The sequence below is a fragment of the Pseudoduganella sp. GW821-FHT12E03 genome (assembly GCF_058807115.1).
In genome coordinates this window covers 183,493-208,885 of sequence record NZ_JBXAQJ010000013.1, presented here as the reverse complement: position 1 = coordinate 208,885, position 25,393 = coordinate 183,493, and the positions used below count along the sequence as shown (strand labels likewise).

Genomic DNA, 25,393 nt, shown 5'->3' with positions numbered 1-25,393 from the left:
ATACGCGGTATTCAGTGAGGCGAATCTTAGGCCAATGCACCAAAATGGTGCCAATGCTGAGTGCGCATCCAACTATGCATTTTTTGCATAATCCCATATCGACATTTCGTCACGTTATGCAAAAAATGCATAGGCTGCGGCATAACGTCAAATCGTTGATTTTTATCAAAATCAGCGCTCGGAGTCCGGAATACTGCGCCGCTTCGACGCGTTTTGCTTGCCGCCCAGGTGCTCCCACAGGCGCGACACGATCGGCTTGCCGGGCCGGGTCGGCGACGGTTTTTCCCGGTACAGCCGGATTTCCATTTCGATTTCCCAGTCCGCGCCGCCGCCGTCGGCGCGCGCCAGCAGCTTCGATTTCAGTTCGCGCGTGACGGCCGATTCCGGCAGGAAGGCAATCCCGCGTCCCTCCAGCGCCATCATCTTCAAGCCCTCGGCCATATCGGTTTCGTAGTGGTTTTCCAGGTGCAGCGGGGTTTTCGTGTCGGCCAGGATCAGCTCCACCATGCGGCCCAGGTAGGCGTTATTGGTATAGGACAGGAAGGGCAAAGGATCCGCTTTCGTGCCGGGCAGCGTGAGTTCCGGTTTTTTATTCTTGTCGCAGCGGGCGTAGGCGCGCAGCGCTTCGCGGCCCAGCACCAGCATGTCGTAGCGGCCCGGGTCCAGCTGCACCGGCTGGCGCGGGTGGTGGTAGCACAGTAGCAGGTCGCAGCCGCCTTCCACCAGCTGCAGCACGGCGTCGTGCACGTTCAGCGCCATCAGGCGGCTGTTGATGGGACCGAAATCGTCCTGCAGCTGCGTGATCCACTTCGGGATGAAGGTTAGCGACAAGGTGTGCGGCACGGCCAGGTCGATCGTGGTTTGCATGGCGGCGCGCTTGTTGCGCAGCAGTTCGCGCACGCCATTGATCTGTCCCAGCATTTCCAGCGCCTGTTCGTAAAACACATGGCCGGCCGGGGTCAGGCGGGTTGGATACGAGGTGCGGTCGATCAAGTCCGTCCCCAGCCAGTTTTCCAGCGACTGGATGCGGCGCGAAAACGCCGGTTGCGTCACATGGCGCAGCGCCGCCGAGCGGGAAAAGTTGTTGGTCTCAACGAGGGAGATGAAGTCTTCCAGCCATTTGGTTTCCATGGTGTTTTTGATTTATGCAGATAGCCGCCATTCTACTTGGCGCTTAAGTGTAAATTTGTCTGACACTTTGTACATTCGAGCGATTACATTAATCGGATGAAAAATAAATGAAAAAATACGCGACAACACTTGTGCACCTTCCCAGTCCGATCCCGACTAAATCGGCACATTGCACGATATGCAATCGCACTGTCATATTTCCCCCATACCATCCATGCCCACATCACTTTCACATGAGGAGGAGGGCACATGGTTTCACCCAGCAGGCGCAGGTTCTTGAATGCTTTTGCCGCGACGTCGGCGGTCTCGCTGTTTCCGGATTTGATCCGCACGGCGCTGGCGGTACCGGCCAATAACACCACCGGCACCCTGGCCGACGTCGAGCACGTCGTCATCTTCATGCAGGAAAACCGCGCGTTCGACCATTACTTCGGCACCCTGTCCGGCGTGCGCGGTTTTGGCGATCCGCGCGCGATCGAACTGCCGGGCGGCAAACCGGTGTGGTACCAGCCCGATGGCGCGGGCAGCTATGTGCTGCCGTTCCACTTCGATGCGAAGAACACCAGCGCGCTGTCGGTCGGCACCGACCATCACTGGAAAGGATCGCAGGCGACGTGGCAGGCGTGGGACGCGTGGGTCAAGCAAAAGACCGCGCAATCGATGGGATATTTCGATCGTGGCGACCTGCCGTTCTATCACGCGCTGGCCGACGCCTTCACCATTTGCGACGACTATCACTGCTCGATCTTCGGCGCCACCGATCCGAACCGCATGTATTCGCTGACGGGCACCAACCAGGGCTGGCAAAGCAGCATGGGCAGCCTGTACAACATCAGCCCCACCGGCTATTACAACAACGATCCCGCCAAGGACAATATCAGCGCCTCCGTCACCGCCAGCGCGCCGAACTGGCGCACCTATGCGGAAACCCTGGAGGCGAACCAGGTCAGCTGGAAGGTGTACCAGGAATGGGATAACTACGGCGACAACTACCTGGCGTACTTCAAGAACTTCCGCGTCAACGCGGATGGCTCGCGCCTGTCCGCCAGCTCGCCGCTGTACCAGAAAGGCCGCCAGCTGGCGGCCGGTTCCACCGAAGCCAATTCGGCCGGCACCAAGGGCGACTGGCTGGTGGCGTCGTTTGCCGACGACGTGCGCAACGACCGCCTGCCGCAAGTGTCGTGGATCTGCGCGCCGAACGATTACACCGAACATTCGCCGAATTCCCCGAACGCCGGCGAAAACCTGACCGCGCGCCTGCTGGCCGCGCTGGTGGCCAATCCCGCAGTCTGGTCGAAAACCGTGTTCCTGCTGACCTACGATGAAAACGACGGTTTCTTCGATCACGTGCCGCCGCACCAGGCGCCGATCAACGGAACCCTGGGCAAGGCCACCTTGCCATCGCTGGGCGCCTACGAAACCTACCAGAATGAACCGGTTGGCCTGGGACCGCGCGTGCCGATGATGGTGATTTCCCCTTGGACCAAGGGTGGCCGCGTCTGTTCGCAACTGTTCGATCACACCTCCAAGCTGCGCTTCCTGGAAGAGTGGCTGGTGGTCAAGGGCAAGGCCCGCACTGGTGTCACGTGCGACCTGATTTCACCATGGCGCCGCGCCATCTGCGGCGACCTGACGTCGGCCTTCAACTTCACGGATCCGGACGCCACCTGGCCTTCGTCGGTGCCGGCCACGGCGTCGTATGTCAAAGTGTCCGGCAAACCGGCGCCGACGCCGCCCGCCGTGCAAACGCTGCCGCGCCAGGAATTGTGCACCGACAGCACCAACACGCGCGAAGCCTGCGCGCTGCCTTATGAGCTGGCGGTGCATGGCCGCGCCACCGGCGGCAAAGTGGAACTGACCTTCAACAACACCGGCGCGGCGGGCGCCGCGTTCATCGTGTATTCCAGCGTGCGCACGGATGGCCCGTGGTATTACACGGTGGAGGCGGGCAAGTCGATCGCCAACGAGGCCTGGAACTTCACCGGCGCGGCGTATGACTTGCGGGTGCACGGCGCCAACGGCTTCCTGCGCCACTTCAAAGGCGCCACGGCCGCTGCCGCCGGCGCGAAACCGGAAATCGCCGCCACCCATAACGGCGTGCACGGTTCACTGCAACTGGTGCTGTCGAATGCGGGCGGCACCGCAAGCTGCACCTTCACCGTCACCGATGCCACCTACGGCGCCACGGCCACCCGCCACACGGTGGCGGCCGGGCAGTCGGCCACGCTGGACTTGCCGCTGGGCGCGAGCTATGGCTGGTACGAGCTGTCGATCACTTGCGACACCAATGCGCAATGGTCGCGCAAAATCGCGGGCCACGTGGAATCCGGCTCGGCCAGCCGCACCGACCCGATGATCGGCGTGGTGCGCACGCCGGCCGCCGCCCTGACCAGCGCATCACGCTATGTCACCAAGGGCGCGCTGCTGACGTTGACCTATGCGGCGCCGGCCGGCAAGCTCGATGCGAAGAACTGGATCGGCATTTACGCCGATGGCGTGACGCCGGGCAGTGGCAGCAACTCGCCGCTGTGGGCCTATGCGCCGAATCCCACGGGTTCGATCCCGATCGGCACCGCCAACCTGGCGGCGGGCGACTACAACGCCTGGTACCTGTACCAGAACGGGTATACTGTGCTGGGCGGACCGGTGCCGTTCAGCGTGTCGCAATTGACGCCATCGGCCACCAGCGTGGCGCGCGGCGCGAGCCTGGTGTTCGATTACGCGGTGCCAGCGTCGAAAGTCGCCGCCAAGAACTGGATCGGTATCTGGAAAGCCGGTGTGACGCCTGCAAGCGGCACCTGGGCGTCATGGCAGTATGTGACCCGCGCCAGCGGCAAGGCCACGGTGGACACCAGCAAGCTGGCGGTGGGGAATTATGCCGCGTGGCTGTTCCATAACGACAGTTACACGGTGTTGGCGGGACCGGTGAATTTCACGGTGACGTGATGGTCTGGTAATGCGCGTGGTTTGGCGGGCAAAGCCCGCCAAACCAGCCTGCGGGTTACTTGGGAATCGCGCCCTCGACACCCTGCACATAGTAGTTAATCGACAGCAGTTCCTTCATCGGCATCACCGCACCCGCCGCCACGCGCACCTTGCCCGATTGATCCTTGATCGGACCCTGGAACGGATGGAACGACCCATCGGACAGCACCTTCAGCTTGGCGTCATACGCTTTCGCGGCATCGGGCGGCACGACCGGATTGAGTGGCGACATTTTCACCATGCCTTCCTTGATGCCGCCGTGGATGTCGGTCGGTTTCCAGGTGCCCGCCATCACGGCTTTCACCGTGTCCGCATAGTAGCCGCCCCAGTTGTTGGTGGCGGCCGTCAGGTGGGCTTTCGGCGCGAACTTGGCCATGTCCGAATCCCAGCCGAACGCATACACGCCTTTCTCTTGCGCGGCTTGCAGGGTGGCGGGGGAGTCGGTGTTCTGGCTCAGCACATCGGCGCCTTGCGCAATCATGGTTTCCGCCGCCTGGCGTTCCTTGGCCGGGTCGTACCACGAGTTCACCCAGATCACCTTGGTCTTGATGTTCGGGTTCACGCTTTGCGCACCGAGGGTGAAGGCATTGACGTTGCGGATCACTTCGGGAATCGGGAACGAGGCGACAAAGCCCAAGGTATTCGACTTCGTCATCTTGCCGGCAATGACGCCCAGCAGGTAGGCACCCTCGTACAAGCGGGTTTCGTAGGTACCCATGTTCTTGCCGGTTTTAAAACCGGTGGCATGCTGGAACACGATATTGGGGAAGGCTTTCGCGACTTTTTCGGTCGGGTTCATGTAGCCGAACGATGTCGTGAAAATCAGCTTGTTGCCGTCGGTCGCCAGCTTGCGGATCACGCGCTCGGAGTCGGCGCCTTCCGGCACACTTTCCACGTACGTGCTTTTGACTTTGGCGCCCAGTTGTTTTTCCATTTCCAGGCGGCCCTGGTCATGCGCATATGTCCAGCCGGCGTCGCCCACCGGACCTACATAAACAAACCCGACTTTCAATGGTTCTTCGGCGGCCTGCACCGTTGCAGCGTAAGGCACGGTGGCGGCCAGTGCGGCCAGGGTGTAGGTGGTCAGCAGTTTGCGGCGATTCATCATCATCTTCCTTTCCGGTTCAGAAGTGGTACTCGGCACGGATCATCGGGGTCTTGGCGAAAGCACCCGAGCCGGCAAAGCCGTTGGAGTTGTTGCCGAACTTGTTTTTCCAGTACTGGTACTCGACGCCGACCTTGAAGGTATTCTTGCCGGCTCCCACCACGCTGCTCATGTCGTACATGATCTGCATGTCGATGTTGGTTTCTCGGGCGGTCTTGCCGCCGAATTCGTCATTGCCCTTTTTGCCGATGAAATTGGCAAAGCCTTCGAACGTCAGTGGCACGCTGTTCGACAGCGGGATCAGCCACACGGCGTTCAGCATCGGGTGCACTTTGTAGTCATAGCGGTTGACGCCGGTGCCGGAAAACGTGCTGTAAGGCGCATTGCTTTCCCACAGCGCCAGCAGGCTGACGTTGAGGAAGCCCGGCACATCGAACATCACCGTGGGGCCCGCCACCACCATGCGTTTTTTGGAGTTGTAGCCGGCGTCGGTCTTGGTGTTCATGTCGAAGCCCGCCGTCAGGCCCCAGCCGCGGATGCCCGGGCCTTTCAAGTCGCTGCCGCTGACCTTGCCCAGGTCCAGCGTGTGGCGATACAGCACATACACTTCATGCGCGCCATTCTTTGAACCGGCTGACGAGGGATCGTTCTTGTCGGAGAACAGCATGTCGGCGCTGAAGAAATTCGTGCCGTACTTGTAGCCGCTGGCGTGGCTCAGGTTGACGATGTTCTTCTTGATGTCGACCGGATTGTACGGTTCGGCGAAATCGGTGCCGTAGCGGTAGCTGATCGACGTGTCGCTCCAGTCGGCGGCGTGGGCAACGCCCATGCAGGCGGCAAGGATGGCGGCAGCGGCAGTGCTTTTCCTGAATTGCTGGATCATGTCGAACTCCAAGGATAGTTGTTATCGTTGTGATGCTTAGCAAATAGCGGGCCTGGGCCCGCATCGGGTCCTGCGTTTGGGATACAGCGGGTTACAGCCCGGCCAGTGCATCGGCCAGTTTGACTTTGCGGGTGACCACGCCCAGGCGCAGGCGGCCTTCGATTTCCAGCAAGTGGTGTTCGATCAGCGCGACAGCCTGTTCGCATTTCTTTTGTTCGATCAGCGCGACCAAGTGGCGGTGCTCATCGTTTTCACACATGTGGGAGCCGGGACTTTCATACAGCGCGATGATCAGCGAGCAGCGCGACACCAGCTCGCCCATGTAGCGCTGCAATACCCGGTTGCCGGCCAGCTCCGCCAGCAGCAGGTGGAATTCGCCGCCCATGCGGATCCAGTTGGCGCGGTCGCCGCTGCGGCGCGCCGCTTCTTCTTCGGCCATCGCTTCATGGATGCGTTGCAGCGAGGCGGCATTGATGCTGGCGTTGCGGATCGCCAGCGGCACGATTTCCCGTTCGATCGCGCGCCGCGCGGCAAAGATTTCACGCGCTTCCTCAGGGGTGGGGGACGCGATCACTGCGCCGCGGTTGGGGCGCAATTCAATGATGTGGTCATGCGCGAGGCGTTGCAGCGCCTTGCGCACCGTGGTGCGGCTGACCTTGTACAGTTCACAGAAATCCGATTCGCCCAGGTGGGTGCCGGGCGGCAGCTTGTGGCTCATCACGGCATTGACCACGGCACGATATATGCGTAAGTCCACTGCCGTGGTGCCGCGCTTGGCGGGTTTGACGGTGGACGACGCCGTGCCGCCGGCGGCCGCGCTGTCGCCCGTACCGGCGCCGCCTTCGCCGCCATGGCCACCCTTCGTGCCGCCTGTCTTGCGGCGGCTGCCCGCGCTCATTTCAATGACGCTGGCCGGTTCGACGATGCGGGATGCGTTGCTCATGTTGGTCACTCGTTTGAAGGTAATCACTTGGGTGTGATGAAAAAAGACACTCGCTCAGTCGATGGGTTCATTGTGTACGAAATAGTGCGCAATTCAACGAAAATTTGTATACAGTAAGAATTAAGCGTGGCGAAAGCGCCACGCGCCGGTGGTTACCAAGCACTGTATACAATCGGTGCAGGACCGCACCAGGACGGGGCCGGCTGCACCGTTTTGGCGCTCATGCCGGCATAGCGAGACGCGAGAAATTCAGTTGTTTCAGTTGTATTTCAGTTGTATACAACCGCCGCAAGGAGTATCCACCAATGAATCCAGCAGCAGATCCTTCCGCGCTGCAGCCCCTGGTTGAACCGAGGCTCAAGCTGCGCGGGATTTCCAAGATCTATCCTTCCGTTGTCGCCAATGATTCAGTTGACCTGACCGTCATGCCCGGTGAAATCCATGCCGTGCTGGGTGAAAACGGCGCGGGCAAAAGCACGCTGATGAAAATGATTTACGGGGTCACGCATCCCGACGCGGGCGACATCTTCTGGGAAGGCGATCCGGTCCGCATTCCATCGCCGTCGGCCGCGCGCAAGCTGGGCATCGGCATGGTGTTCCAGCACTTCGCGCTGTTTGAAACCCTGACCGTGGCGCAAAACATTGCGCTGGCGCTCGACGACAAAATCTCGCCGGAAAAACTCGCGCCCCGCATCAAGCAAGTGTCGGAAGACTACGGCTTGCCGCTCGATCCGCACCGGCTGGTGCACAGCATGTCGGTGGGCGAGCGGCAGCGCGTGGAAATCGTGCGCTGCCTGCTGCAAAATCCCAAGCTGTTGATCATGGATGAACCGACTTCGGTGCTGACGCCGGAAGCGGTATTAAAGCTGTTCGAGTCGCTGCGCCGGCTGGCCAGCGAAGGCTGTTCCATCCTGTATATCAGCCACAAACTCGATGAAATCCAGGCCTTGTGCGACAAGGCCACGGTGCTGCGCAGCGGCCGCGTGTCCGGCACCGCGATTCCGCGCAACGAGACAGCGCGCTCGCTGGCGGAATTGATGATCGGCCGCGAGTTGCCGAGCTGCCGCCTGACGCCACACGAGGCCGGCGACGTGCGGCTGGCGCTCGATAAACTGAATTTCACGCCGCTCGATCCGTTTGGCACGTCCCTCAAGGACGTCTCCCTGCAATTGCGCAGCGGCGAAATCGTCGGCATTGCCGGCGTGTCCGGCAATGGCCAGCAAGAGCTGTTGAAAGCGATTTCCGGCGAATGCCTGCTGGCCGATGCCGCCTCGCTAAAACTGCTGGGGCAAGCGGTGGGCGGCCTGAATCCCGCGCAGCGCCGCGAACGCGGCTTGTGCTTCGTGCCGGAAGAGCGGCTGGGGCGGGGCGCGGTGCCGGATTTGTCGCTGGCCGATAACGCGCTGCTGACCGGGTATGTCCCCGAAGGCAAAACCGGCATGGTGAAAAACGGCCTGGTGCAGCATAAGACCATTGCCGCCTTTGCGCGCGACGTTATTGCCCGCTTCAACGTGAAATGCGGCGGCGAGAAATCCGCCGCGTCCAGCCTGTCCGGGGGCAACCTGCAAAAGTTCATCGTCGGGCGCGAAATCACGCTGGCGCCGAAAGTGCTGGTGCTGGCGCAACCGACCTGGGGCGTCGATATTGGCGCGGCCATGCTGATCCGGCAAGCCATCATCGACATGCGCGACCAGGGTGTCGCGGTGCTGGTGCTGTCGGAAGAAATCGAAGAATTGTTCATGATGAGCGACCGCATTGCCGTGATCGCGAAAGGCCGCCTGTCGCGCGCCGTGAAAACGTCGGATACGTCGATCAACCAAGTGGGCGTGTGGATGAGCGGCGATTTCGATCACGTGGAAACCGCAAGCCCTGCGGCACAGCAGGAAGGAGAACATTATGTCCAGGCTTGAAGCTCGACCGGAGCCGTCAAAAACCATGATGCTGGCGTCGCCGCTCATTGCGGCCTTGGCCATGCTGGTGACCGGTTCGATCCTGTTCTATGGCTTGGGACAGGACCCGATGCACGCGTTTTATGTGTACTTCGTCAAACCCGCGACCACCGCGTATGGCATCGGCGAATTGCTGTTGAAAGCCACGCCGCTGATCCTGTGCGGCATCGGCCTGGCGCTGGGGTTCCGCGCCAACGTCGCCAACATCGGCGCCGATGGCCAATTGACCATCGGCGCGGTGACGGCCGGCGCCGTGGCGCTGTATCTTGATGATGTGGACGCGGGCTGGGTGTTGCCGGTGGTGATCCTGGCCGGCGCCGTGGGCGGCATGCTGTGGGCGGCGATTCCCGCGCTGCTGCGTACGCGCTTCAACACCAGTGAAATCTTAACGAGCCTGATGCTGGTGTATGTCGCATACCTGTTGCTCAGCTACCTGACGCACGGGCCGCTGCGCGATCCCGCAGGGTTCAATTTCCCGCAATCGAAGATGTTCCACGACGCGGCCATGTTGCCGCTGCTGGTCGAAGGGTTGCGCACCAATGCGGCCTTGCTGCTGGCGCTGGCGGCCGCCGGTGGCGCGTGGTTCTTTTGCGCGCGCACCTTTGCCGGCTACCGCATGCAGGTGTCGGGCATGGCGCCGATGGCGGCGGCGTATGCGGGCTTTTCCGAGCGCCGCAACGTGTGGGCGGCTTTCCTTATCAGCGGCGCGCTGGCGGGCATTGCCGGCGTCGGTGAAGTGTGCGGTCCAATCGGGCAGTTGCAGCCCTCCGTGTCGCCCGGCTACGGCTTTGCCGCCATCATCGTGGCTTATGTGGGACGGCTGCATCCGCTCGGTGTGGTGCTGGCATCGTTGCTGATGTCGCTGCTGTACATCGGCGGTGAATCGGCGCAGATCGAACTGGGCTTGCCGAACGCGATCACCGGGCTGTTCCAGGGTCTGCTGCTGTTTTACCTGCTGGCCGCCGACCTGTTCATCCATTACCGCTTCAAGCCGCGCATGCGTCCAGCACCGGCGGTGGCTGCCCAAGGAGGTGCCGCATGAATACCGAATACCTGATTGCCTTCCTCGCCAGTACGGCCGGCGCGGCCACGCCCGTGATCTTCGCTTCGCTGGGAGAACTGGTGGCGGAACGGGCCGGCGTGTTGAACCTGGGGCTGGAGGGGATGATGCTGACGGGCGCGGTGATGGGCTTTGCCGTCACCCTGTCCACCGGCAGCGCCGGCCTGGGATTGGGCGCGGCCGCGCTGGCCGGCATGGCGCTGGCGCTGCTGTTTGCCTTCCTGGTACTGACCCTGCAAACCAACCAGGTGGCGACCGGGCTGGCATTGACCTTGTTTGGCGTGGGCCTGTCGGCCTTCCTCGGGCGCGGGCTGGCGGGACAGACGGTCGAGCCGCTGGCCAAGCTGCCGATCCCCTTGCTGTCGGACATCCCGCTGATCGGGCCGTTGCTGTTCCGCTTCGACATCATGGTGTACGCGTCGATCGCACTGGCGGTGGCAATCGGCTGGATGCTGGCCCGTACCCGCCTGGGATTGCTGATCCGCGCGGTGGGCGAGTCGCCGCACAGCGCGCACGCGATCGGCTTCCACGTGATCCTGCTGCGCTATGCCGCCGTGGTGTTTGGCGGCGCGATGGCGGGGCTGGCCGGCGCGTACATGTCGATGGCGCTGACGCCGATGTGGGTGGAAGGCATGACGGCGGGGCGCGGCTGGATTGCGCTGGCGCTGGTGGTGTTCGCCACCTGGAAACCGCGCGGCGTGGTGCTGGGGGCGTATCTGTTTGGCGGCGTCACGATGCTGCAATTCCATGGACAGGGCTTCGGTCTGGAAATCCCGTCCGAATTCCTGTCCATGCTGCCTTACCTCGCCACCATCGTCGTGCTGGTCTACATCTGCCGCGATCCCAAGACCATCTTGCTGAACAAGCCGATGTCGCTGGGGCAGAACTTCAGGGCGGACTGACGTCGTCTGCCAACGCCGATGCGGCTTCCTAATGAGCCTGTATATGCCGCATCGGCGTTGCGACCCACGCAAAGGCCGCCAACGACAGCAACAGGGCGCCGCCGCCGGCAAACAATTGCGCCAGCGTGATCCACTGCAGCAGCGCGCCGATGACCGTGGCCGACAACGGCGCCACGCCCATGAAGATGCACATGAAAATGCTCATGGCGCGGCCCAGCATGTGCGGCGGCACGCTTTGCTGTATCCACGTGAAAACGGCAATCTGCATATAGCCGCCCAGCACGCCGATGGCCCCCAGTAGCACCATGCCCTGCCACGCGGCCGTGATCGCGCCCAATGGCGACATCAATAAGCCGACCAGTGCATCGACGGCAAGGATGGTGGCGCCGAAAGTGATGGCGCGCAGCTTTGTGCGCGACAGCGCCATGCCGGCCAGGGTACCCGCCCCGTGCGCACCCATCAGGATGCCCAGCGATGCGGCGCCATCGAGGTTGCGCGAGGCCAGCAGCGGCAGCGCCACCTGCATGGTGCCGCCGACGACGATCGCCACCAGTGACCAGTAAATAAAGCAGGTACGCACCGCCACGTTTTGCCACAAGGTGCGCATGCCTTCCGCAACCGCGTGTAATACGCTCTGGCCCGGCGCCGGCGCGGTTTGGGCGCCAGGCTGTGCGCGCACTTTGGCTAGCGTCCATGCGGAAATTAAAAAGCTGGCGCAATCGTAGGCGAATGCGTAGCCGATGCCGTTGGCGTGGCCTGCGCGTTGACCCTGTTGGGAGGCGGCGTGGATATTGTCGCCACCGAGCACCATCAGCAAGGCGCCCAGCAACGGCCCGGCCAGCATCAGCAACTGGCGCAACCCCATCATGATGCCGTTGGCGGCCTGCAAGTGTTCGCGCGCCACCATCGTCGGCAGGATCGACGTGCCGGCGGGGACGGCAAATGCCTGCGCCAGCCCCAATGCCAGCGCCAGTGCATACAGCAGTGGCAGTGTCAGCAGTGCGGGCGCCCCCAGCACCAGCACGGCCAATGTGCCGATCACCAGGGCATTGGCAAATTTGGTCACCATCAGCACCGACTTCGGCGAATAGCGGTCGACCAATGCGCCGCCTATCAGCATGAACACGGCGCGCGGCACGCTCATGATGGCGATCACAAGGCCCAGCGCCAGCGGATCGCCAGTCATTTTCAAGACCAGCCAGGGCAGGGCGATCATCGTGAACTGGTCGCCCAGGCCGGACAGCACAGCGCCGCCCGTCAGCCAGCGGAAGTTCGCGTCTTGTAGCAAAGCCTTGCTCATGTTGCCCTCAGATATAGGTGGCGCCGGCCACCTGGCCCAGGACTGCCGATACCGCCTGCAACTGGTCCGGCGGCGCGTGGCGCAGCAAGTCGGCTGCCACGTCGCGCGCCGTCACCATGGCGTTATCCAATGTCGTGTGGCCGGCCGGCGTAATCACGGCGTAGCCGACGCGGGCATCGCGCGGATCGGGCTGGCGGCCCACCAATCCTGTTTTTTCCAAGGGCAGCAGGCTGCGCGTGACGCCCGACGCCGTCAAGCCCTGGCGCTCGGCCAGGTCGACCCGGCGCAGGCGGCCGCCCGGCGCACGGGCCAGGTGGTGCAACAGCTGGAAGTCGCCAAAGCTGATGCCGAAATGGCCGCCCAGCGCCGCATCGAGGCGGCGCACGACCGCTGCCTGGGCACGCGCCAGCCGCAGGCAAAAATCCAGTGCGGTATCGTCGGCCGGTTCAGGTACAGTGCTTAACTCATTCATGATTAATCCTTGAAATATACTTGAGTAAGCAAGTATATGCGCAAAAAATAGAAAAGTCCAAATATACAGGCGGTTCCGCACCCGGCTGCTTCACTTCCACGGTTCCTGGTGGCGTAGCCATAAAAAAGCCACCGATGGTTGATCGGTGGCTTTCGTCGAGCTTAGGCTAACCGATTAACGGTCGCCGTAGCGGCGGGTGCTGAAGTTGCCTTCGCGGCTGCCGCGGTTATCACGGTTGTAGCCGCCTTCGCGTGGCGCCGGGGTGCTTTCGCGGCTGTAACGGCTTTCGCGGTTGTAGCCACCTTCACGGGTTGGCGACGCGGCTTCGCGGTTGAAGGTCGAGCCTTCGCGGCTGAAGTTGGAGTGACCGCCGCCTTCGCGGTTGAAGCCACCACCTTCACGGTTGTAGCCGCCTTCGCGCGGTGCGCCCGGCTTGCTGAAGCTGCGCTGGCCCGGCTTGCGGCCTTCGCCTGGTTTCCAGCCTGGACGGGCCGGACGCGGGGCGGCGGAGCGCTTCGGCTCGTAGCCTTCCACCACGGTCACTGGAATGCTTTGCTTCGTCAGACGCTCGATGCGGCGCACGTTCATGTTTTCCGAGTGGTTCACCAGCGACACGGCCAGGCCGTTGCGGCCGGCGCGGCCGGTGCGGCCGATACGGTGCACGTAGTCTTCCGCGAATTTCGGCAAGTCGTAGTTGAACACGTGGGTGATCGTTGGCACGTCGATACCGCGTGCCGCCACGTCGGTCGCCACCAGTACTTTGACCTGGCCACGGCGCATGCTTTCCAGCGTGCGGTTACGGGCGCCCTGGTGCATGTCGCCATGCAGTGCGGCGGCCGAGAAACCGGCGATGTTCAGGCGGTCGGCGATGGTGTCGGCGTCACGCTTGGTGGCGGTGAAGACCACGGCCTGGTCCAGCGTTTCGTCGCGCAGCAGATGGTCCAGCAGGCGGTTCTTGTGGGACAGGTCGTCCACGAAGTGCACGCGCTGCGTGATGTTTTCATGCTTGTTGGCGGCGCTGTTAATCTGGATCACCATTGGATCCTTGGTGATGCGGCGCGCCATGTTGCCCACCACGCCGTCCAGCGTGGCGGAGAACAGCATGGTCTGGCGGGTGGCCGGGGTGGCTTCGACGATTTTTTCGATGTCGTCGATGAAGCCCATGTCCAGCATGCGGTCCGCTTCGTCCAGCACCAGGATTTGCAGTTGCGAGAAGTCGATCTTGCCCGACTCCATGTGGTCGATCAGACGGCCAGGCGTGGCAACCAGGATTTCCGGGTTACGCGACAGCAGTTGCATCTGTTTCGGGTATGGCATGCCGCCCAGGATGGCAACGGCTTTAATACGGCGCAGGTTGGCGCAGTATTTGTCGGTATTGGTGGTGACCTGCAGGGCCAGTTCGCGGGTCGGCGTCAGCACCAGCATTTTTGGCTGGGCTGGCTTGAAACGCGGGCGCTCGCCGCGGGCTTTGGCCGATTGGGCTTCTTGCGCCGGGGTGCGGCCGGTAGGGGCCGATTCATCGTGCGCCAGAGCCAGGCGGTGCAGCGACGGCAGCATGAAGGCTGCGGTCTTGCCGGAACCGGTCTGGGAGGACACCAGCAAGTCCTTGCCTTCGATCGCGGCAGGCACTGCCTGCTCCTGTACCGGGGTCGGCTTGGTGTAGCCGGAATCGGTCAGCGCTTTAAGGATGGACGTGTGGAGGCCAAGTGCTTCAAAAGTCATTCAGTATCTTTCGTAAAAATCAGCGTCTTGCCAAAAGCAATACGCAAAATAGCAACGCGAACCAAAGCGAAATGACTCTAAACGGGTGTATTAGAAATTTCGGCACAAAAGCTTTGCGCCGGGACAGTGCCATATGCGGCACTTAGGGCGGGGGGCTTTATATCGGGCGACATCCGGTTGATGCGCCCAGGCTGCGTAGCTGCTCGTTATTATTCAGGTGCCTGCGGTGTTGCAATGCACAAGCGAGAATAATACATCATTTCGCCAGACAGTGCATAGATAAATTCTTACACCAAGCTTACACGCTACAAAGTTGTTACATGGGCCAGCCTGTGGCAATCAAAAACGTAGCTTTCGCGCAAACAATTTTTTCAGCGATTTAACCCCGTTCTGTAACCCGCACCGTTACATGGTAGTGCCGGATGGTCCGGATTCAAGGAGGATGCCATGTCAACGCGCCCGATGCGCCTGTTGCGTATATATACGTTGTTTTTACTGTTGTGCGCCGCGCCATGGCTGGCGGCGCAGCCGTTGATGGAGACCTTGCGCGGGGAGCGTCCCGTGCGCCTGCAGCGTCTCGACATTCACAGCGCCATCAGTGGCGGCATGGCCGAGACGCGGGTGCGCATGGTGTTTTTTAACCCGAACAGCCGCGTGCTGGAGGGGAATTTGCAATTCCCGCTGGCGGACAGCCAGCAAGTGACAGGCTTTGCGCTTGATATTGATGGCGCCATGCGTCCGGCGGTGCCGGTGGAGAAAAGCCGGGGGCGCCAAATCATTGAAATGGAAGAGCGTCGCGGCGTCGACCCCGCGCTGCTCGAGCACACGCAAGGCAACCAGTTCCGGTTGCGCGTGTATCCAATCCCCGCGCAAGGAACCCGTACCGTGGAACTGACGGTGGCGGAACCGCTGGCGCGCGACAGCGAGGGCTGGATTTACCGGCTGCCGCTGGCGTATGCCAATGGCGTCAAGGATTTCGTGCTGAATGTGGACGTGCAGGGGGCGGCCGCGGCGCCCCGTTTCAGCGGGGTGGCCGACGCGCCGGTATTCAGCGGCAGGAACGCAGTCCGTAACCAGCCCCCGGGTGAGCCGGACAGCGAGGCGGCGCGCCGCGCCGAGAACGTGGCGGTTGATACCGCGCAGGGCTGGCAGGCGCGCCTGGACCGCCCGGCGGCGCAAGCCGTGACGGTGCATATTCCCGCCGCACAGCGCGTGCAAGCCTATGTCGAACGCTTTGGCAATGACACGTATTTTGTGGCGGAAGTGCCGGTCAACGCGCAGCGCACCCCGCGTCCCTTGCCGCGCACGGTCGGCCTGCTGTGGGACGCCTCCGGTTCCGGCGCGCGGCGCGCCATCGATGACGAACTGGCGCTGCTGGAGCGTTATTTCCGCGCGCTGGGCAATGGCGACGTCAAGCTGGTGCTGTTGCGCGACCGCGCCGAGGCGCCACAAACCTTCCGCATCCGCGATGGCAACTGGGACGCGTTGCGCAAGGTATTGCAAGCCGTGAAATATGACGGCGCCAGCGCACTGGCGGACTGGCAGCCGGAGTCCGGCGTGCAGGAATACCTGCTGGTGTCCGATGGCTTGCAAAATTATGGCGCGCGCCGCTTCCCGCTGCTGGCGGCCGGGCAGCGGCTGTATGCCATCCATTCCTCGCCAGGGGCGGACACGGTGCGGCTGGCCGCGCTGGCGGAACGCAGCGGCGGCGCACTGGTCAGCGTGGCGGCGGGGCAGGCGATCGATGCCGCCGCCACGATGCTGCTGACGGACGGCCCCCGCATCGAGCAATTGCGCGCCGACGGCGCCACCGAACTGCTGGCCGATGCCGGCGCCATGGGCCAGGGGCTGCTGCGCATCGCGGGCAAACTGACGCGCGCCAGCGCGCAAGTGCAACTGTCGCTGGCGCGGCAAGGCAAAGCCGTGCCGGTGACGGTCCACATTGACAGCGGCGCCGCAACGCATCCGCTGGCCGCGTGGCTGTGGGCCAGTTATCAATTGCGGGCGCTCGATATCGATCATGAGGCCAACCGTGGCGCGATCCGCCGCCTCGGCGCGCAATTCGGCATGCCGACCCGGCAAACGTCGCTGCTGGTGCTGGAGCGGCTGGAAGATTATGTGCGCCATGACGTGACGCCGCCGCCGTCAATGCTGGCGGCGTTCGACAAGCTGCGTGCGCAGCGTACCCGCAGCACCGCACAGCGGCGCGACAAGCAGCTCGATTCCGTGATGCGCCAGTTCGAGCAAAAGATCGCGTGGTGGGAAAACCCGCCCCAAAAGAAACGCTGGCTGTACAAGGACGAGGAGGCGGTGCAATTGAGCCAGCGGCAAATGCAGGAACTGCGCCGGGCGGAGCAGGCCCGCGTCCGGAATGAATCCCTGACGCGGAAGGAGCGGCGCGAACACATGGATCCGCGCCAGATGGACGATGCGCGGATGCCTGCGCCGGTGCTGAGCCTCGCGCCGCCTGCGCCGCCGCAGGCACCGGCACCCGCCGCCGCACCGGTTGCCGCCGGTATGCGTGCGGATACGCGTGCCGATATGGCGATGCCGCCGATGGCCGAAGCCAAGGCGGGCATGGCGCAGAAGGACGGGGTGCAGGCGCCTTCGATCGGTATCGCGCTGAAGAAATGGAATGCCAATGCGCCGTATATCGCCCGCATGAAAGCGGCCGCGCCGGATGCGCTGTATGCGATTTATCTCGATGAAAAACCGTCGTGGGAAAGCAGCAGCGCGTTTTATGTCGATGTGGCGGACATGCTGCTGCAAAAGGGCAAGCGCGACCTGGCGCTGCGGGTCTTGTCGAATCTGGCGGAAATGGACCTGGAAAACCGGCATGTGCTGCGCGTGCTGGGTTACCGTCTGCTGCAGGCGGGCGCGCCGCAACTGGCGATTCCCGTGTTTGAACAGGTAAAGCAATTGGCGGAGGAAGAGCCGCAATCGTTCCGTGACCTGGGTCTGGCCTATGCGGCGGCGGGCAAGCGGCAGGAAGCCATCGAGCACTTGTATGAAGTGGTGCTGCGTCCCTGGGATGGCCGTTTCGCGGAAGTCGAACTGATTGCGCTGGCGGAAATGAATGCGATTATCGCCACCGCGCCGGCCGGTTCCCGGCTGGATACCAGCCACATCGACAGCCGCCTGCTGCGCAACCTGCCGCTGGACGTGCGGGCCGTGCTGACCTGGGATGCTGACAACAGCGACATGGATTTGTGGGTGGTCGATCCGGAAGGCGAGAAGTGCTACTACGGCAACCAGAACACGCAACTGGGCGGCCGCCTGTCGCGCGATTTTACGGGTGGCTATGGGCCGGAAGAGTTCTCGCTGCGCCGGGCCAAACCGGGCAAATACCGGGTCTATGCCAATTACTTTGGCGACCGCCAGCAACTGGTGGCCGGCGCCACCACCTTGCAGCTGAAACTGACCACCGGCTTTGGCATGGCGCGCGCCAGGGATGAGATGGTGACGCTGCGGCTGAAAGAGGGCGGCAGTACGGTGATGGTGGGGGAATTTGAAGTCAAGTAAGCCTTAACGGCTGCGCCCCAGTGCTTCGCGCAATTTGTCCGGAACCGGATAGTCCGGATAGGTTGCGCGCAAGCGGTCCCACTCCGCCAGCGCTTCATCGCGCTTGCCTTCCTTCAGCAATTGCTCGATGCGGGTCACGATGGCGGCAGGGTAGACGGGCTGGCTGGCCGCGTCGTCCGCCAGTTGTTTGGCCAGCGCGGGCATGGCCGCCGGCGGCGCCGATTGCGCGGGAGCGCCGGCGCGGTAGTCAGCTTGTGGTGGTAGCACTGGTGCCGGCGCAACGATCGGCGCCGGCGTGCGTGCGTATGCCGGGACTGGCGCGGGCGGTGGCGGGGATGCGGCTGATGACGGCGCTGCGGTGGGGGCCGGCACCTGTATTTTTGGCGCTGCGACTTCTGCAACCGGTGCCGCCTGCGACGCACGCTGTGAACGGGCCTCCGCCAGTTCGCGTTCCACGGCTTTGCGTTCCACACCGGCATCATCGGCCTTGCGCTTTTCCGCTGCAGCATCGTTGCGTGCGGCCTCCGCTTTGGCTGCCGGGCCGGACGGTGTGGCCATGATTGCGGGCGGGCGTGCCGCCGCGCGGCCAGTGCCTGTGGCTGCTGGAGCGGCGGCATCTTTGGCTGGCGCGGCACTGTCCGGTACTGGCGCAGCCGCTTCCGGCGGCGCGTGTGGTTCCGCCATCGGCGCTGGCATGGCCGGGATTTGCATCTCCTGCATCGATGCCTGGATGGCTTGCTGCTGCGCCAGATCGTCCTGCCACAGCGGCAACGCAATGGAAATCGCGGTGACCCCGGCGGCCAATGCCACCGGCATGCGCCACCGTTCCCGCCAACGGCGTGGCTGGAAGTCGGCGGGACCTTGGTCATCATTGGCTGCGGCTGTGCTGCCTTGCCCCAGGTCCGCCGCCACCCGCGCCAAAATCGCCGCATCCAGCGCGGCCGAAGGCTCCGGTTGCGTCAATTCCGCCAACCCCTGCGCGAGCGGTCCCTTGCCTTGCAAAAAGGCGTCGAATTCCGCATCGTCATCGTCGTAGGGCTGGCCCGTCATACCGGTTCCTTGTCCGCGTCGGCGGCATAGTGCTGGCGCAGTTTCTTCATCGCATAGCGCAGGCGGCTTTTCACGGTTTCCACCGGAACCGCCACCAGTTCAGCAATTTCGTCCAGGCTCATGCCGCTGAATTGTTGCAGTATAAGCGCTTCCTTTTGTTCGCCGGGCAGCGCGTGGATGGCCGCGTGCAGGGCGCGGGTGCGCTGGCGCGCTTCCAGCGCGGCGTCGGCGCCCAGCGCAGCACCTGCCGCACCCAAGGCGGCGCCGCCGCTGTCGTTCAAATGATCGAACAGCGTCTCGTCATTGACCAGTTGCGCCTGCGGCTGGCGCAGCAGATCCAGCAAGCGGTTGCGGGCGATCTGGTACAAATACGTGCGGAAGCTGGCCAGTGGCTCATAGTGCAGCCGTGCCTGGTGCAGGTTGATCCAGCTGTCCTGGGCGATTTCATCGGCCCATTCACGGCGCGGCGCATGCCACGACAGGAAGCGGTACAAGCCGCGGCTGTGGCGGCGGTACAGTTCCTGGAAAGCTGGCAAATCGCCTTCCTTGTAACGGAGCATCAGCGCTTCGTCAGACAGTCCGTTGTGCATGGGTCAAATAAAAAGGGGCCAGGTCCCATTGTAAAACGGACCTGGCCCCATTCGAGAGCGGGGATTACTGGTAGTCGGAGGCGTTCAGGCCCATCACGTGCGAGAAGCCGCCGTCGACGTACAGGATGTCGCCGGTCATGCCGGACGACAGGTCGGACAGCAGGAAGGCGGCGGTGTTGCCGACTTCTTCAATCGTCACGTTGCGGCGCAGCGGGGCGTGCGACGAGGCAAAGCCCAGCAGCTTGCCGAAGTCCTTGATGCCGGAAGCGGCCAGGGTCTTGATCGGACCGGCGGAAATGCCGTTGGCGCGGATGCCTTTCTGACCCAGGTTTTCAGCCAGGTAGCGCACCGATGCTTCCAGCGATGCTTTGGCCAGGCCCATGGTGTTGTAGTAAGGGATCGCGCGCACCGCGCCCAGGTACGACAGCGTCAGCAGCGACGAACCTTCGCGCAGCATCGGCAGCGCGGCTTTCGCCATGGCCGGGAACGAGTAGGCGGAAATGTCGTGGGCGATGCGGTAGTTTTCGCGGGTCAGGCCATCGAGGAATTCACCGGCAATCGCTTCGCGCGGCGCAAAGCCGATCGCGTGCACGAAACCGTCGAGGAATTCCCAGCTCTGGTTCAGGTCGCGGAACAGCGCGTCGATTTGTTCATCGCTGGACACGTCGCAATCGAACACCAGGTTGCTGCCGAATTCAGCGGCGAATTCCGTGATGCGGTCCTTGAAGCGTTCGCCCACATAGGTGAAGGCCAGTTCGGCGCCTTCGCGGTGGCACGCCTTGGCGATACCGTAAGCGATGGAACGGTTGGACAGGAGGCCCGTGATGAGGATTTTTTTACCTTGCAGGAATGCCATAGTGACTCCGATTACTACTGCTGCGATGGCACGCACACCGGGGCGGCGTCAACGACAGTAAGGGTTGATTGGTTCGCAAGTGCGAGATTGTAGGGGCTGGCTGCCGCATCTGCAACTTTTCAGTGGCAAAGCGGCAGCACGTCCGTGCTAATAACAGACGCCGGTAACAGTTTAGTTGTTACGGGATTTCTTCTTGCCGGCGGCATCGCGCGAGACGCGGGCCTTGACCAGCGAAACCGGAGCATTCTTGCTGTTGGTTTCGCCGGTGGCTTGTTTGTAGCGGCTGGCCTTGGCCTGGCCCCGGTCGGCTTCCAGCGCCATCATGGCGCTGTCGGCGACTTCCGGCGCAATGTCCACATCCAGCGAAGCCGACGTCTTCGGCACCAGGATGGTGGAACCGGCTTTGAGCACGGTTTTTTGCGGGATGTTGTTGGCCTGGCGGATCACGTCTGGCGTGGTGTGGAATTTCGATGCCAGGGTTTCAATGCGCTCGCGGGCGCTGGTGATCTTGTGGGTGGTCCAGCTCGACAGGTTGCGGCCCCATTGCGCCAGGTTGGCGGCGAACTTTTCAGCATTGGCCTTTGGCAACAGAATCTGCGTTTCATCGCCGGTGATGACCGGCTTGTTGAATTGCGGATTGAGCGCCTTGAATTCTTCCATCGGCAGCTCCGCCAGTTCCGCGGCGACCTTCATATCGATGTCGCTGGTTTTTTCGATGGCCGTGAAATACGGCTGGTTATCGATGTGCGGCAGGTGCAGGCTGTATTGCGCCGGATTGGCCACAATGTTTTTCACGGCTTGCAGGCGCGGGACATAGTTGCGGGTTTCCGCCGGCATGTGCTCGGCCAGGCTTTCGAAGTCGATGGCTTTGCCGGCGGCCTGGTTGCGCTTGATGGCTTTTTGTACGTTGCCTTCGCCCCAGTTATAGGCGGCCAGGGCCAGTTGCCAGTCGCCAAACATATCGTACAGGCGCTGCAGGTAGCTTAACGCGGCGTCGGTCGACGACAGCACGCTGCGGCGGTCATCCTTGAAGGCGGTCTGCTTGAGGTTGTAGTCGCGCCCGGTGCCCGGCACGAATTGCCACAAACCGGCCGCGTTGGCGCTCGATAGCGCTTGCGGATTGAAGGCGGACTCGATAAACGGCAGCAGCGCCAGTTCGGTCGGCATGCCGCGCTTTTCCAGTTCGGTGACCACGTGGAACAAGTAGCGCGACGCGCGCTCACCGGTGCGGGACATGTGTTCCGGGTGGGCGCTATAGTAAGTCACGTGCTTGCTGACCAGCGAATTGCTCAAGTCAGGAATGGCATAACCGGTGCGGATGCGGCCCCAGACATCCGTTTCGCGGAAAGCGTCTTCGTTGATGGCTGGCTTGGCTGGAGTTGCTAGGGCGGGTTTTGCTGCAAGAAGGGCGGACTGCGAGGCGGACTGCGAGATCAGCGCGGCGGAGGCGGTAGCGGCTGCGGGGCCGCTATCGAGCGCTCGGGAAATGCCCGGCGCCAGGCTTAGCAGCGCCATCGCGCTTCCCGTCAGAATCAATTTAAATCGTTGCATAGTATTCTTTGTCGCGTTGTCGATAAGAAACATCGGACTGACCATGATCAAGGGGGCAGTGTACGGGCGTTTATACGGCTGGGTCAAGAAATATGTCATCCCGATGACAGTTGCATTTCAGAAATCATGGTGTTTATTGCAGGTGAGTTGGCAGGAGTAGCAAGCAAATTGGCAGCAAATAGGAGAACCCCATCGGAATGCGTACAATGGCGCCCACTTATAAGGAATTGCAGGAGGAACATTATGACTAACCAGGCTCCCGACCACGACGCGATCATTGCCACCACCCAGAAATGGCTGGAAAAGGCGGTGATTGGCTTGAACCTGTGTCCGTTCGCCAAGGCCGTGCACATCAAGAACCAGATCCGTTACGTGGTGTGCGATGCGTCCACGCCCGAGGAATTGCTGGAACTGTTGATGGATGAACTGCAATTGCTGTCCGACACCGATCCGGCCCAGGTCGACACGACCCTGATCATGCACCCGAATGTGTTGCAGGATTTCGAGGATTACAACGAATTCCTCGACGTGGCCGATGCCGCGCTGGAAGACATGCAGCTCGACGGTGAACTGCAGGTGGCGAGTTTCCACCCGGATTACCAGTTTGCCGATACGGATAAAAACGATATCAGCAACTACACCAACCGTTCGCCATATCCGACCCTGCACTTGCTGCGCGAAGACAGTATCGACCGCGCGGTGGAAGCGTTCCCGGAAGCGGAGGCGATTTTCGACAAGAATATCGAGACCCTGGAAAAGCTGGGCCACGACGGCTGGGATCAACTGGGCTTGCAGGCGGATAAATAATGACGGGGCTGGAAATCAAGCGCATGGCGTCAGCCGTGCATGACGCCACCACGCCGGCCGCCAAGCCAGTGCTGCGCCCCGACACGCCCTGTGTCGCCGTGTGCTCGACCACGTTCGATGAAATCTGCCGCGGCTGTGGCCGTACTTATATAGAGGTGGCGCACTGGGTGGCTATGTCGGACGAGCAAAAGGAAGTGGTGTGGGAGCGCATCACGGCGCAGGGGTATCCAAGGCGCAATACTTGAGTGTTGCCGGCGATCCGGTGGGCTTTATCTGTGAGAAGAGAAATGAAGAACGGAACTTTTTGCGCGGTGATATTTCCGCTTGTCTTACTGTTGACGAGTGGCTGCTCAACTACTAAAAGCACTGTTGCAGAACGAGTAGATAGCTTGCCCAAGCCCTTGTTCACCATAACAAAAGACAGAATTGATGAAGAGATAAGGAAGCAATGGGGAAGCACGGATCCGAAGATATTTAAAAAATCTTCATTTACCGCTATGGAAAGGCGTCAGATATTGATGCGCACAGCGCTGGATGCATTCTCGGCGCAATATCAATTTGCTAGAAGTAATCCAGAGGAGAAAAGTGAATGCACAACATTCAAGCTTCTGGATATCGATGGGCCGTTTCTGGAAGATGAGACAGGAACGAAAAGTGAGCAATGGACAATCAGTAGATGTTCCGAAGTGGTGTCTTATACTGTCCAAATGACTGCTAACGACAGAGCTTTTGCCGCTAAGCTGAAATATTCCATTGATCCTGATTTTTGAGCTGGTAACTGGCTACCCGAACGCCCCATCAAACATATCCCATCGCGGTAACGTCACATACACCCGCGTCCGGTTTTCCACGTCGCTGGTATCAAAACTGATCGTCCCTTCCTGCGCCTCGATCATCAGACGGGCGGAATAGGTGCCGAGGCCGCTGCCGCCGCGCTTGCTGGTGGCGTAGCGGGTAAACAGTTGCTCGCGCATGTCTTCCGGCACCGTGCCACGGTTTTCTATGGTGACCAGCAGTGGCGACCGGTTGTGCAGGCGGATGGTGACGGTGCTGCCGGCCGGAGCGGCTTCGGCGGCGTTTTTCACCAAATTGTGAAAGGCCGAGTGGCATAACGTGATTTCACCGCACGCCACGGGGGATTCTTCGCCCACGGCAACATCGGTATCGACAGAAAACGTCAGGTTTTTAGGGCCATGCGCCAAGCGCGCCAGGTGGGCCACCTGGTGCAGCAAGTCCCCCATCTCGACCGGTTCCAGCAGCGGCTGGTAACGGCCTGTTTCCATTTGAAATACCACGGTGGTCAGCGCGATGATGTCCAGTACCTGCTGCACGGACGACTCGATCATTGCCGCCTGGTCTTCCTGGCGCTTGGTCATGGCGGGATCGGCGCGCATCAATTGGGCCAGCCCCAGCACGCCCGCCAGCGGTCCTTTTAAATCGTGGCGCAGCATGCGGTCGATATCTTCGCGCATGCGGGCCGCTTCCAGCATGGCGTCGTAATCGGCCTGGCGCTGCTTGTTCATTTCCACCAGACGCATGAAGTTGTGCACGCGCAGGGCCAGCAATTCCGGGTCGATCGGCTTGCTGATGAAGTCCATCGCGCCCAGCTGCAAGCCATGGCGGCGCGCATCGTGGTTGTCGAGGGTGGTCACGAAAATCACGGGAATGCCCGCGCTGGCGGGATGGTCGCGCATGTGCCGCGCCACTTCGAAGCCGCTCATGCCAGGCATCATGACGTCCAGCAGCACCAGGTCGGGCGGATCGTCGGACTGGCAGATCGCCAGCGCTTTTTCGCCGTTGTGGGCGATGCGCACGCGGTAATGTTGTTCGAACTGGTGGCAAATCAGGCGCAGGTTGTCGGCGGTGTCGTCCACCGCCAGGATGGTGCCGCGCACCGCTTCACGTCCGTCCGGCGGCAATACACTGTCCAGCCCCGCGGCGAGGGCTGCGCGCGGGGTGGCAGGCGGGCGGTCCGGGGCGCGCGCCGGTACCGGCGCGCTTGCGGCGGCGCCAGCGTGGGGGCGCGCCAGGGCCGCGCCGGACATCGTGGCGGCAGCGCGCCTGTCGGCGGTAAGGCGCCCCTCGACTGCAGCGCGCCTGTCGACAGCGGCGCGCATATCGGCGGCGGCGCGCGCCGCCATGTCCGCCGCGGCCGCCTGCTGCATCCTGCGACGTTCTTCGCGCGCCAGGATGGTGATGATTTTTTCGTGCAGGCGCTGAGCCGTATACGGTTTGACCAGCAGGTCGGAGACGCCGCAGGCAATCGCTTCGGCAATGCGCGAGCGTTCCGCCTCGGCGGTAATCATCAGGAACGGCAGCGCCGCCAGTTGATCCTTCCCGCGCACGGTGCGCAGCAGGGACAAGCCGTCCATGACCGGCATATTCCAGTCCGACAAAATGAAATCGATGCGTTGGTGGCGCAATATCTCCAGCGCTTCTTCGCCGTTGGCCGCCACATGAACGCTTTTCGCGCCCAGCGCGCGCAGGGTGTCGGCATTGACTTTGCTCATCACGGGCAAGTCATCCACCACCAGAAATTGCAGTTGTTGCATTGTGACGGGATTT

The 25,393-nt window shown here is 62.2% G+C and carries 20 protein-coding genes; 8 read left to right on the top strand and 12 right to left on the bottom strand.

Going from position 1 to position 25,393, the window contains the following annotated elements; all coding sequences use genetic code 11:
- Positions 1-171: 171 nt before the first annotated feature.
- Positions 172-1,131, bottom strand: a complete 960-nt coding sequence (locus tag AC1RRC_RS28410) for a LysR family transcriptional regulator (protein ID WP_493059006.1) — start codon at positions 1,129-1,131, stop codon at positions 172-174.
- A gap of 249 nt (positions 1,132-1,380) precedes the next feature.
- Between AC1RRC_RS28410 and AC1RRC_RS28405 the strand changes: the two genes are divergently transcribed.
- Positions 1,381-4,077 (top strand): phosphocholine-specific phospholipase C, encoded by a 2,697-nt coding sequence (locus tag AC1RRC_RS28405; RefSeq protein ID WP_493059005.1) that lies wholly within the window; start codon positions 1,381-1,383, stop codon positions 4,075-4,077.
- Positions 4,078-4,132: 55 nt separating this feature from the next.
- On the opposite strand, the gene AC1RRC_RS28400 is transcribed toward AC1RRC_RS28405, so the two are convergent.
- From AC1RRC_RS28400 to AC1RRC_RS28390, 3 genes are all read right to left on the bottom strand, one after another.
- A complete protein-coding gene (locus tag AC1RRC_RS28400) occupies positions 4,133-5,227 on the bottom strand; it encodes a BMP family ABC transporter substrate-binding protein (RefSeq protein ID WP_493059004.1) in 1,095 nt (364 codons plus the stop codon).
- Between the two features lie 13 nt (positions 5,228-5,240).
- Entirely contained in the window at positions 5,241-6,104 is an 864-nt protein-coding gene (locus AC1RRC_RS28395) for an outer envelope protein (protein ID WP_493059003.1), read from the bottom strand.
- A gap of 91 nt (positions 6,105-6,195) precedes the next feature.
- Complete coding sequence (locus AC1RRC_RS28390; protein ID WP_493059002.1) at positions 6,196-7,047, bottom strand: GntR family transcriptional regulator; 852 nt, start codon at positions 7,045-7,047, stop codon at positions 6,196-6,198.
- Positions 7,048-7,352: 305 nt separating this feature from the next.
- Here AC1RRC_RS28390 and AC1RRC_RS28385 point away from each other — a divergent pair, with 305 nt between their 5' ends.
- From AC1RRC_RS28385 to AC1RRC_RS28375, 3 genes are read left to right on the top strand one after another with little or no spacing between them, the layout of a single operon-like run.
- Entirely contained in the window at positions 7,353-8,957 is a 1,605-nt protein-coding gene (locus tag AC1RRC_RS28385) for an ABC transporter ATP-binding protein (RefSeq protein WP_493059001.1), read from the top strand.
- Positions 8,944-10,038, top strand: coding sequence for an ABC transporter permease (locus AC1RRC_RS28380; protein WP_493059000.1), 1,095 nt, complete (start codon positions 8,944-8,946; stop codon positions 10,036-10,038). Before AC1RRC_RS28385 ends, AC1RRC_RS28380 begins: the two co-directional genes overlap by 14 nt.
- Complete coding sequence (locus AC1RRC_RS28375) at positions 10,035-10,958, top strand: ABC transporter permease (RefSeq protein WP_493058999.1); 924 nt, start codon at positions 10,035-10,037, stop codon at positions 10,956-10,958. Before AC1RRC_RS28380 ends, AC1RRC_RS28375 begins: the two co-directional genes overlap by 4 nt.
- A gap of 28 nt (positions 10,959-10,986) precedes the next feature.
- Here the strand turns inward: AC1RRC_RS28375 and AC1RRC_RS28370 are convergent, their stop codons facing one another.
- The 3 genes from AC1RRC_RS28370 to AC1RRC_RS28360 all read right to left on the bottom strand — a co-directional run bounded on the left by AC1RRC_RS28370 (position 10,987) and on the right by AC1RRC_RS28360 (position 14,452).
- Positions 10,987-12,258 carry an MFS transporter gene (locus AC1RRC_RS28370; protein WP_493058998.1) on the bottom strand — a complete coding sequence of 424 codons (1,272 nt, stop codon included), beginning with the start codon at positions 12,256-12,258 and terminating at the stop codon, positions 10,987-10,989.
- 7 nt (positions 12,259-12,265) lie between these two features.
- The gene (locus AC1RRC_RS28365) at positions 12,266-12,730 is read right to left on the bottom strand and encodes a MarR family winged helix-turn-helix transcriptional regulator (protein ID WP_493058997.1); all 465 of its coding nucleotides are present in this window, start codon (positions 12,728-12,730) and stop codon (positions 12,266-12,268) included.
- A gap of 174 nt (positions 12,731-12,904) precedes the next feature.
- Positions 12,905-14,452 carry a DEAD/DEAH box helicase gene (locus tag AC1RRC_RS28360; protein ID WP_493058995.1) on the bottom strand — a complete coding sequence of 516 codons (1,548 nt, stop codon included), beginning with the start codon at positions 14,450-14,452 and terminating at the stop codon, positions 12,905-12,907.
- A gap of 447 nt (positions 14,453-14,899) precedes the next feature.
- Here AC1RRC_RS28360 and AC1RRC_RS28355 point away from each other — a divergent pair, with 447 nt between their 5' ends.
- Positions 14,900-17,974, top strand: a complete 3,075-nt coding sequence (locus AC1RRC_RS28355; protein ID WP_493058994.1) for a DUF2135 domain-containing protein — start codon at positions 14,900-14,902, stop codon at positions 17,972-17,974.
- A 3-nt stretch (positions 17,975-17,977) separates the two neighbouring features.
- Here the strand turns inward: AC1RRC_RS28355 and AC1RRC_RS28350 are convergent, their stop codons facing one another.
- The 4 genes from AC1RRC_RS28350 to AC1RRC_RS28335 form a co-directional block, all read right to left on the bottom strand.
- On the bottom strand, positions 17,978-19,024 hold the full coding sequence (locus AC1RRC_RS28350) for a hypothetical protein (RefSeq protein WP_493058993.1): 1,047 nt from the start codon (positions 19,022-19,024) through the stop codon (positions 17,978-17,980).
- Positions 19,021-19,584, bottom strand: a complete 564-nt coding sequence (locus AC1RRC_RS28345) for a sigma-70 family RNA polymerase sigma factor (protein ID WP_493058992.1) — start codon at positions 19,582-19,584, stop codon at positions 19,021-19,023. Before AC1RRC_RS28345 ends, AC1RRC_RS28350 begins: the two co-directional genes overlap by 4 nt.
- Before the next feature lie 94 nt (positions 19,585-19,678).
- Positions 19,679-20,470 carry an enoyl-ACP reductase FabI gene (fabI, locus tag AC1RRC_RS28340; protein ID WP_493058990.1) on the bottom strand — a complete coding sequence of 264 codons (792 nt, stop codon included), beginning with the start codon at positions 20,468-20,470 and terminating at the stop codon, positions 19,679-19,681.
- A 171-nt stretch (positions 20,471-20,641) separates the two neighbouring features.
- Complete coding sequence (locus AC1RRC_RS28335) at positions 20,642-22,021, bottom strand: transglycosylase SLT domain-containing protein (protein ID WP_493058988.1); 1,380 nt, start codon at positions 22,019-22,021, stop codon at positions 20,642-20,644.
- Positions 22,022-22,264: 243 nt separating this feature from the next.
- Here AC1RRC_RS28335 and AC1RRC_RS28330 point away from each other — a divergent pair, with 243 nt between their 5' ends.
- Genes AC1RRC_RS28330 through AC1RRC_RS28320 form a run of 3 tightly spaced genes read left to right on the top strand, consistent with a single transcriptional unit; the run spans position 22,265 to position 23,598 of the window.
- Complete coding sequence (locus tag AC1RRC_RS28330; RefSeq protein WP_493058987.1) at positions 22,265-22,828, top strand: DUF1415 domain-containing protein; 564 nt, start codon at positions 22,265-22,267, stop codon at positions 22,826-22,828.
- Between the two features lie 23 nt (positions 22,829-22,851).
- Entirely contained in the window at positions 22,852-23,073 is a 222-nt protein-coding gene (locus tag AC1RRC_RS28325; protein ID WP_493059029.1) for a DUF1289 domain-containing protein, read from the top strand.
- A gap of 42 nt (positions 23,074-23,115) precedes the next feature.
- The gene (locus AC1RRC_RS28320) at positions 23,116-23,598 is read left to right on the top strand and encodes a hypothetical protein (RefSeq protein WP_493058986.1); all 483 of its coding nucleotides are present in this window, start codon (positions 23,116-23,118) and stop codon (positions 23,596-23,598) included.
- A 12-nt stretch (positions 23,599-23,610) separates the two neighbouring features.
- On the opposite strand, the gene AC1RRC_RS28315 is transcribed toward AC1RRC_RS28320, so the two are convergent.
- A complete protein-coding gene (locus tag AC1RRC_RS28315) occupies positions 23,611-25,380 on the bottom strand; it encodes an ATP-binding response regulator (RefSeq protein WP_493058985.1) in 1,770 nt (589 codons plus the stop codon).
- Between the last annotated feature and the right edge of the window lie 13 nt (positions 25,381-25,393).

Coding starts and splice junctions, on each gene's coding strand:
- AC1RRC_RS28410 (WP_493059006.1), bottom strand. CDS start 1,131: ATGGAAACCAAATGGCTGGAAGACTTCATCTCCCTCGTTGAGACCAAC.
- AC1RRC_RS28405 (WP_493059005.1), top strand. CDS start 1,381: ATGGTTTCACCCAGCAGGCGCAGGTTCTTGAATGCTTTTGCCGCGACG.
- AC1RRC_RS28400 (WP_493059004.1), bottom strand. CDS start 5,227: ATGATGATGAATCGCCGCAAACTGCTGACCACCTACACCCTGGCCGCA.
- AC1RRC_RS28395 (WP_493059003.1), bottom strand. CDS start 6,104: ATGATCCAGCAATTCAGGAAAAGCACTGCCGCTGCCGCCATCCTTGCC.
- AC1RRC_RS28390 (WP_493059002.1), bottom strand. CDS start 7,047: ATGAGCAACGCATCCCGCATCGTCGAACCGGCCAGCGTCATTGAAATG.
- AC1RRC_RS28385 (WP_493059001.1), top strand. CDS start 7,353: ATGAATCCAGCAGCAGATCCTTCCGCGCTGCAGCCCCTGGTTGAACCG.
- AC1RRC_RS28380 (WP_493059000.1), top strand. CDS start 8,944: ATGTCCAGGCTTGAAGCTCGACCGGAGCCGTCAAAAACCATGATGCTG.
- AC1RRC_RS28375 (WP_493058999.1), top strand. CDS start 10,035: ATGAATACCGAATACCTGATTGCCTTCCTCGCCAGTACGGCCGGCGCG.
- AC1RRC_RS28370 (WP_493058998.1), bottom strand. CDS start 12,258: ATGAGCAAGGCTTTGCTACAAGACGCGAACTTCCGCTGGCTGACGGGC.
- AC1RRC_RS28365 (WP_493058997.1), bottom strand. CDS start 12,730: ATGAATGAGTTAAGCACTGTACCTGAACCGGCCGACGATACCGCACTG.
- AC1RRC_RS28360 (WP_493058995.1), bottom strand. CDS start 14,452: ATGACTTTTGAAGCACTTGGCCTCCACACGTCCATCCTTAAAGCGCTG.
- AC1RRC_RS28355 (WP_493058994.1), top strand. CDS start 14,900: ATGTCAACGCGCCCGATGCGCCTGTTGCGTATATATACGTTGTTTTTA.
- AC1RRC_RS28350 (WP_493058993.1), bottom strand. CDS start 19,024: ATGACGGGCCAGCCCTACGACGATGACGATGCGGAATTCGACGCCTTT.
- AC1RRC_RS28345 (WP_493058992.1), bottom strand. CDS start 19,584: ATGCTCCGTTACAAGGAAGGCGATTTGCCAGCTTTCCAGGAACTGTAC.
- fabI (WP_493058990.1), bottom strand. CDS start 20,470: ATGGCATTCCTGCAAGGTAAAAAAATCCTCATCACGGGCCTCCTGTCC.
- AC1RRC_RS28335 (WP_493058988.1), bottom strand. CDS start 22,021: ATGCAACGATTTAAATTGATTCTGACGGGAAGCGCGATGGCGCTGCTA.
- AC1RRC_RS28330 (WP_493058987.1), top strand. CDS start 22,265: ATGACTAACCAGGCTCCCGACCACGACGCGATCATTGCCACCACCCAG.
- AC1RRC_RS28325 (WP_493059029.1), top strand. CDS start 22,852: ATGGCGTCAGCCGTGCATGACGCCACCACGCCGGCCGCCAAGCCAGTG.
- AC1RRC_RS28320 (WP_493058986.1), top strand. CDS start 23,116: ATGAAGAACGGAACTTTTTGCGCGGTGATATTTCCGCTTGTCTTACTG.
- AC1RRC_RS28315 (WP_493058985.1), bottom strand. CDS start 25,380: ATGCAACAACTGCAATTTCTGGTGGTGGATGACTTGCCCGTGATGAGC.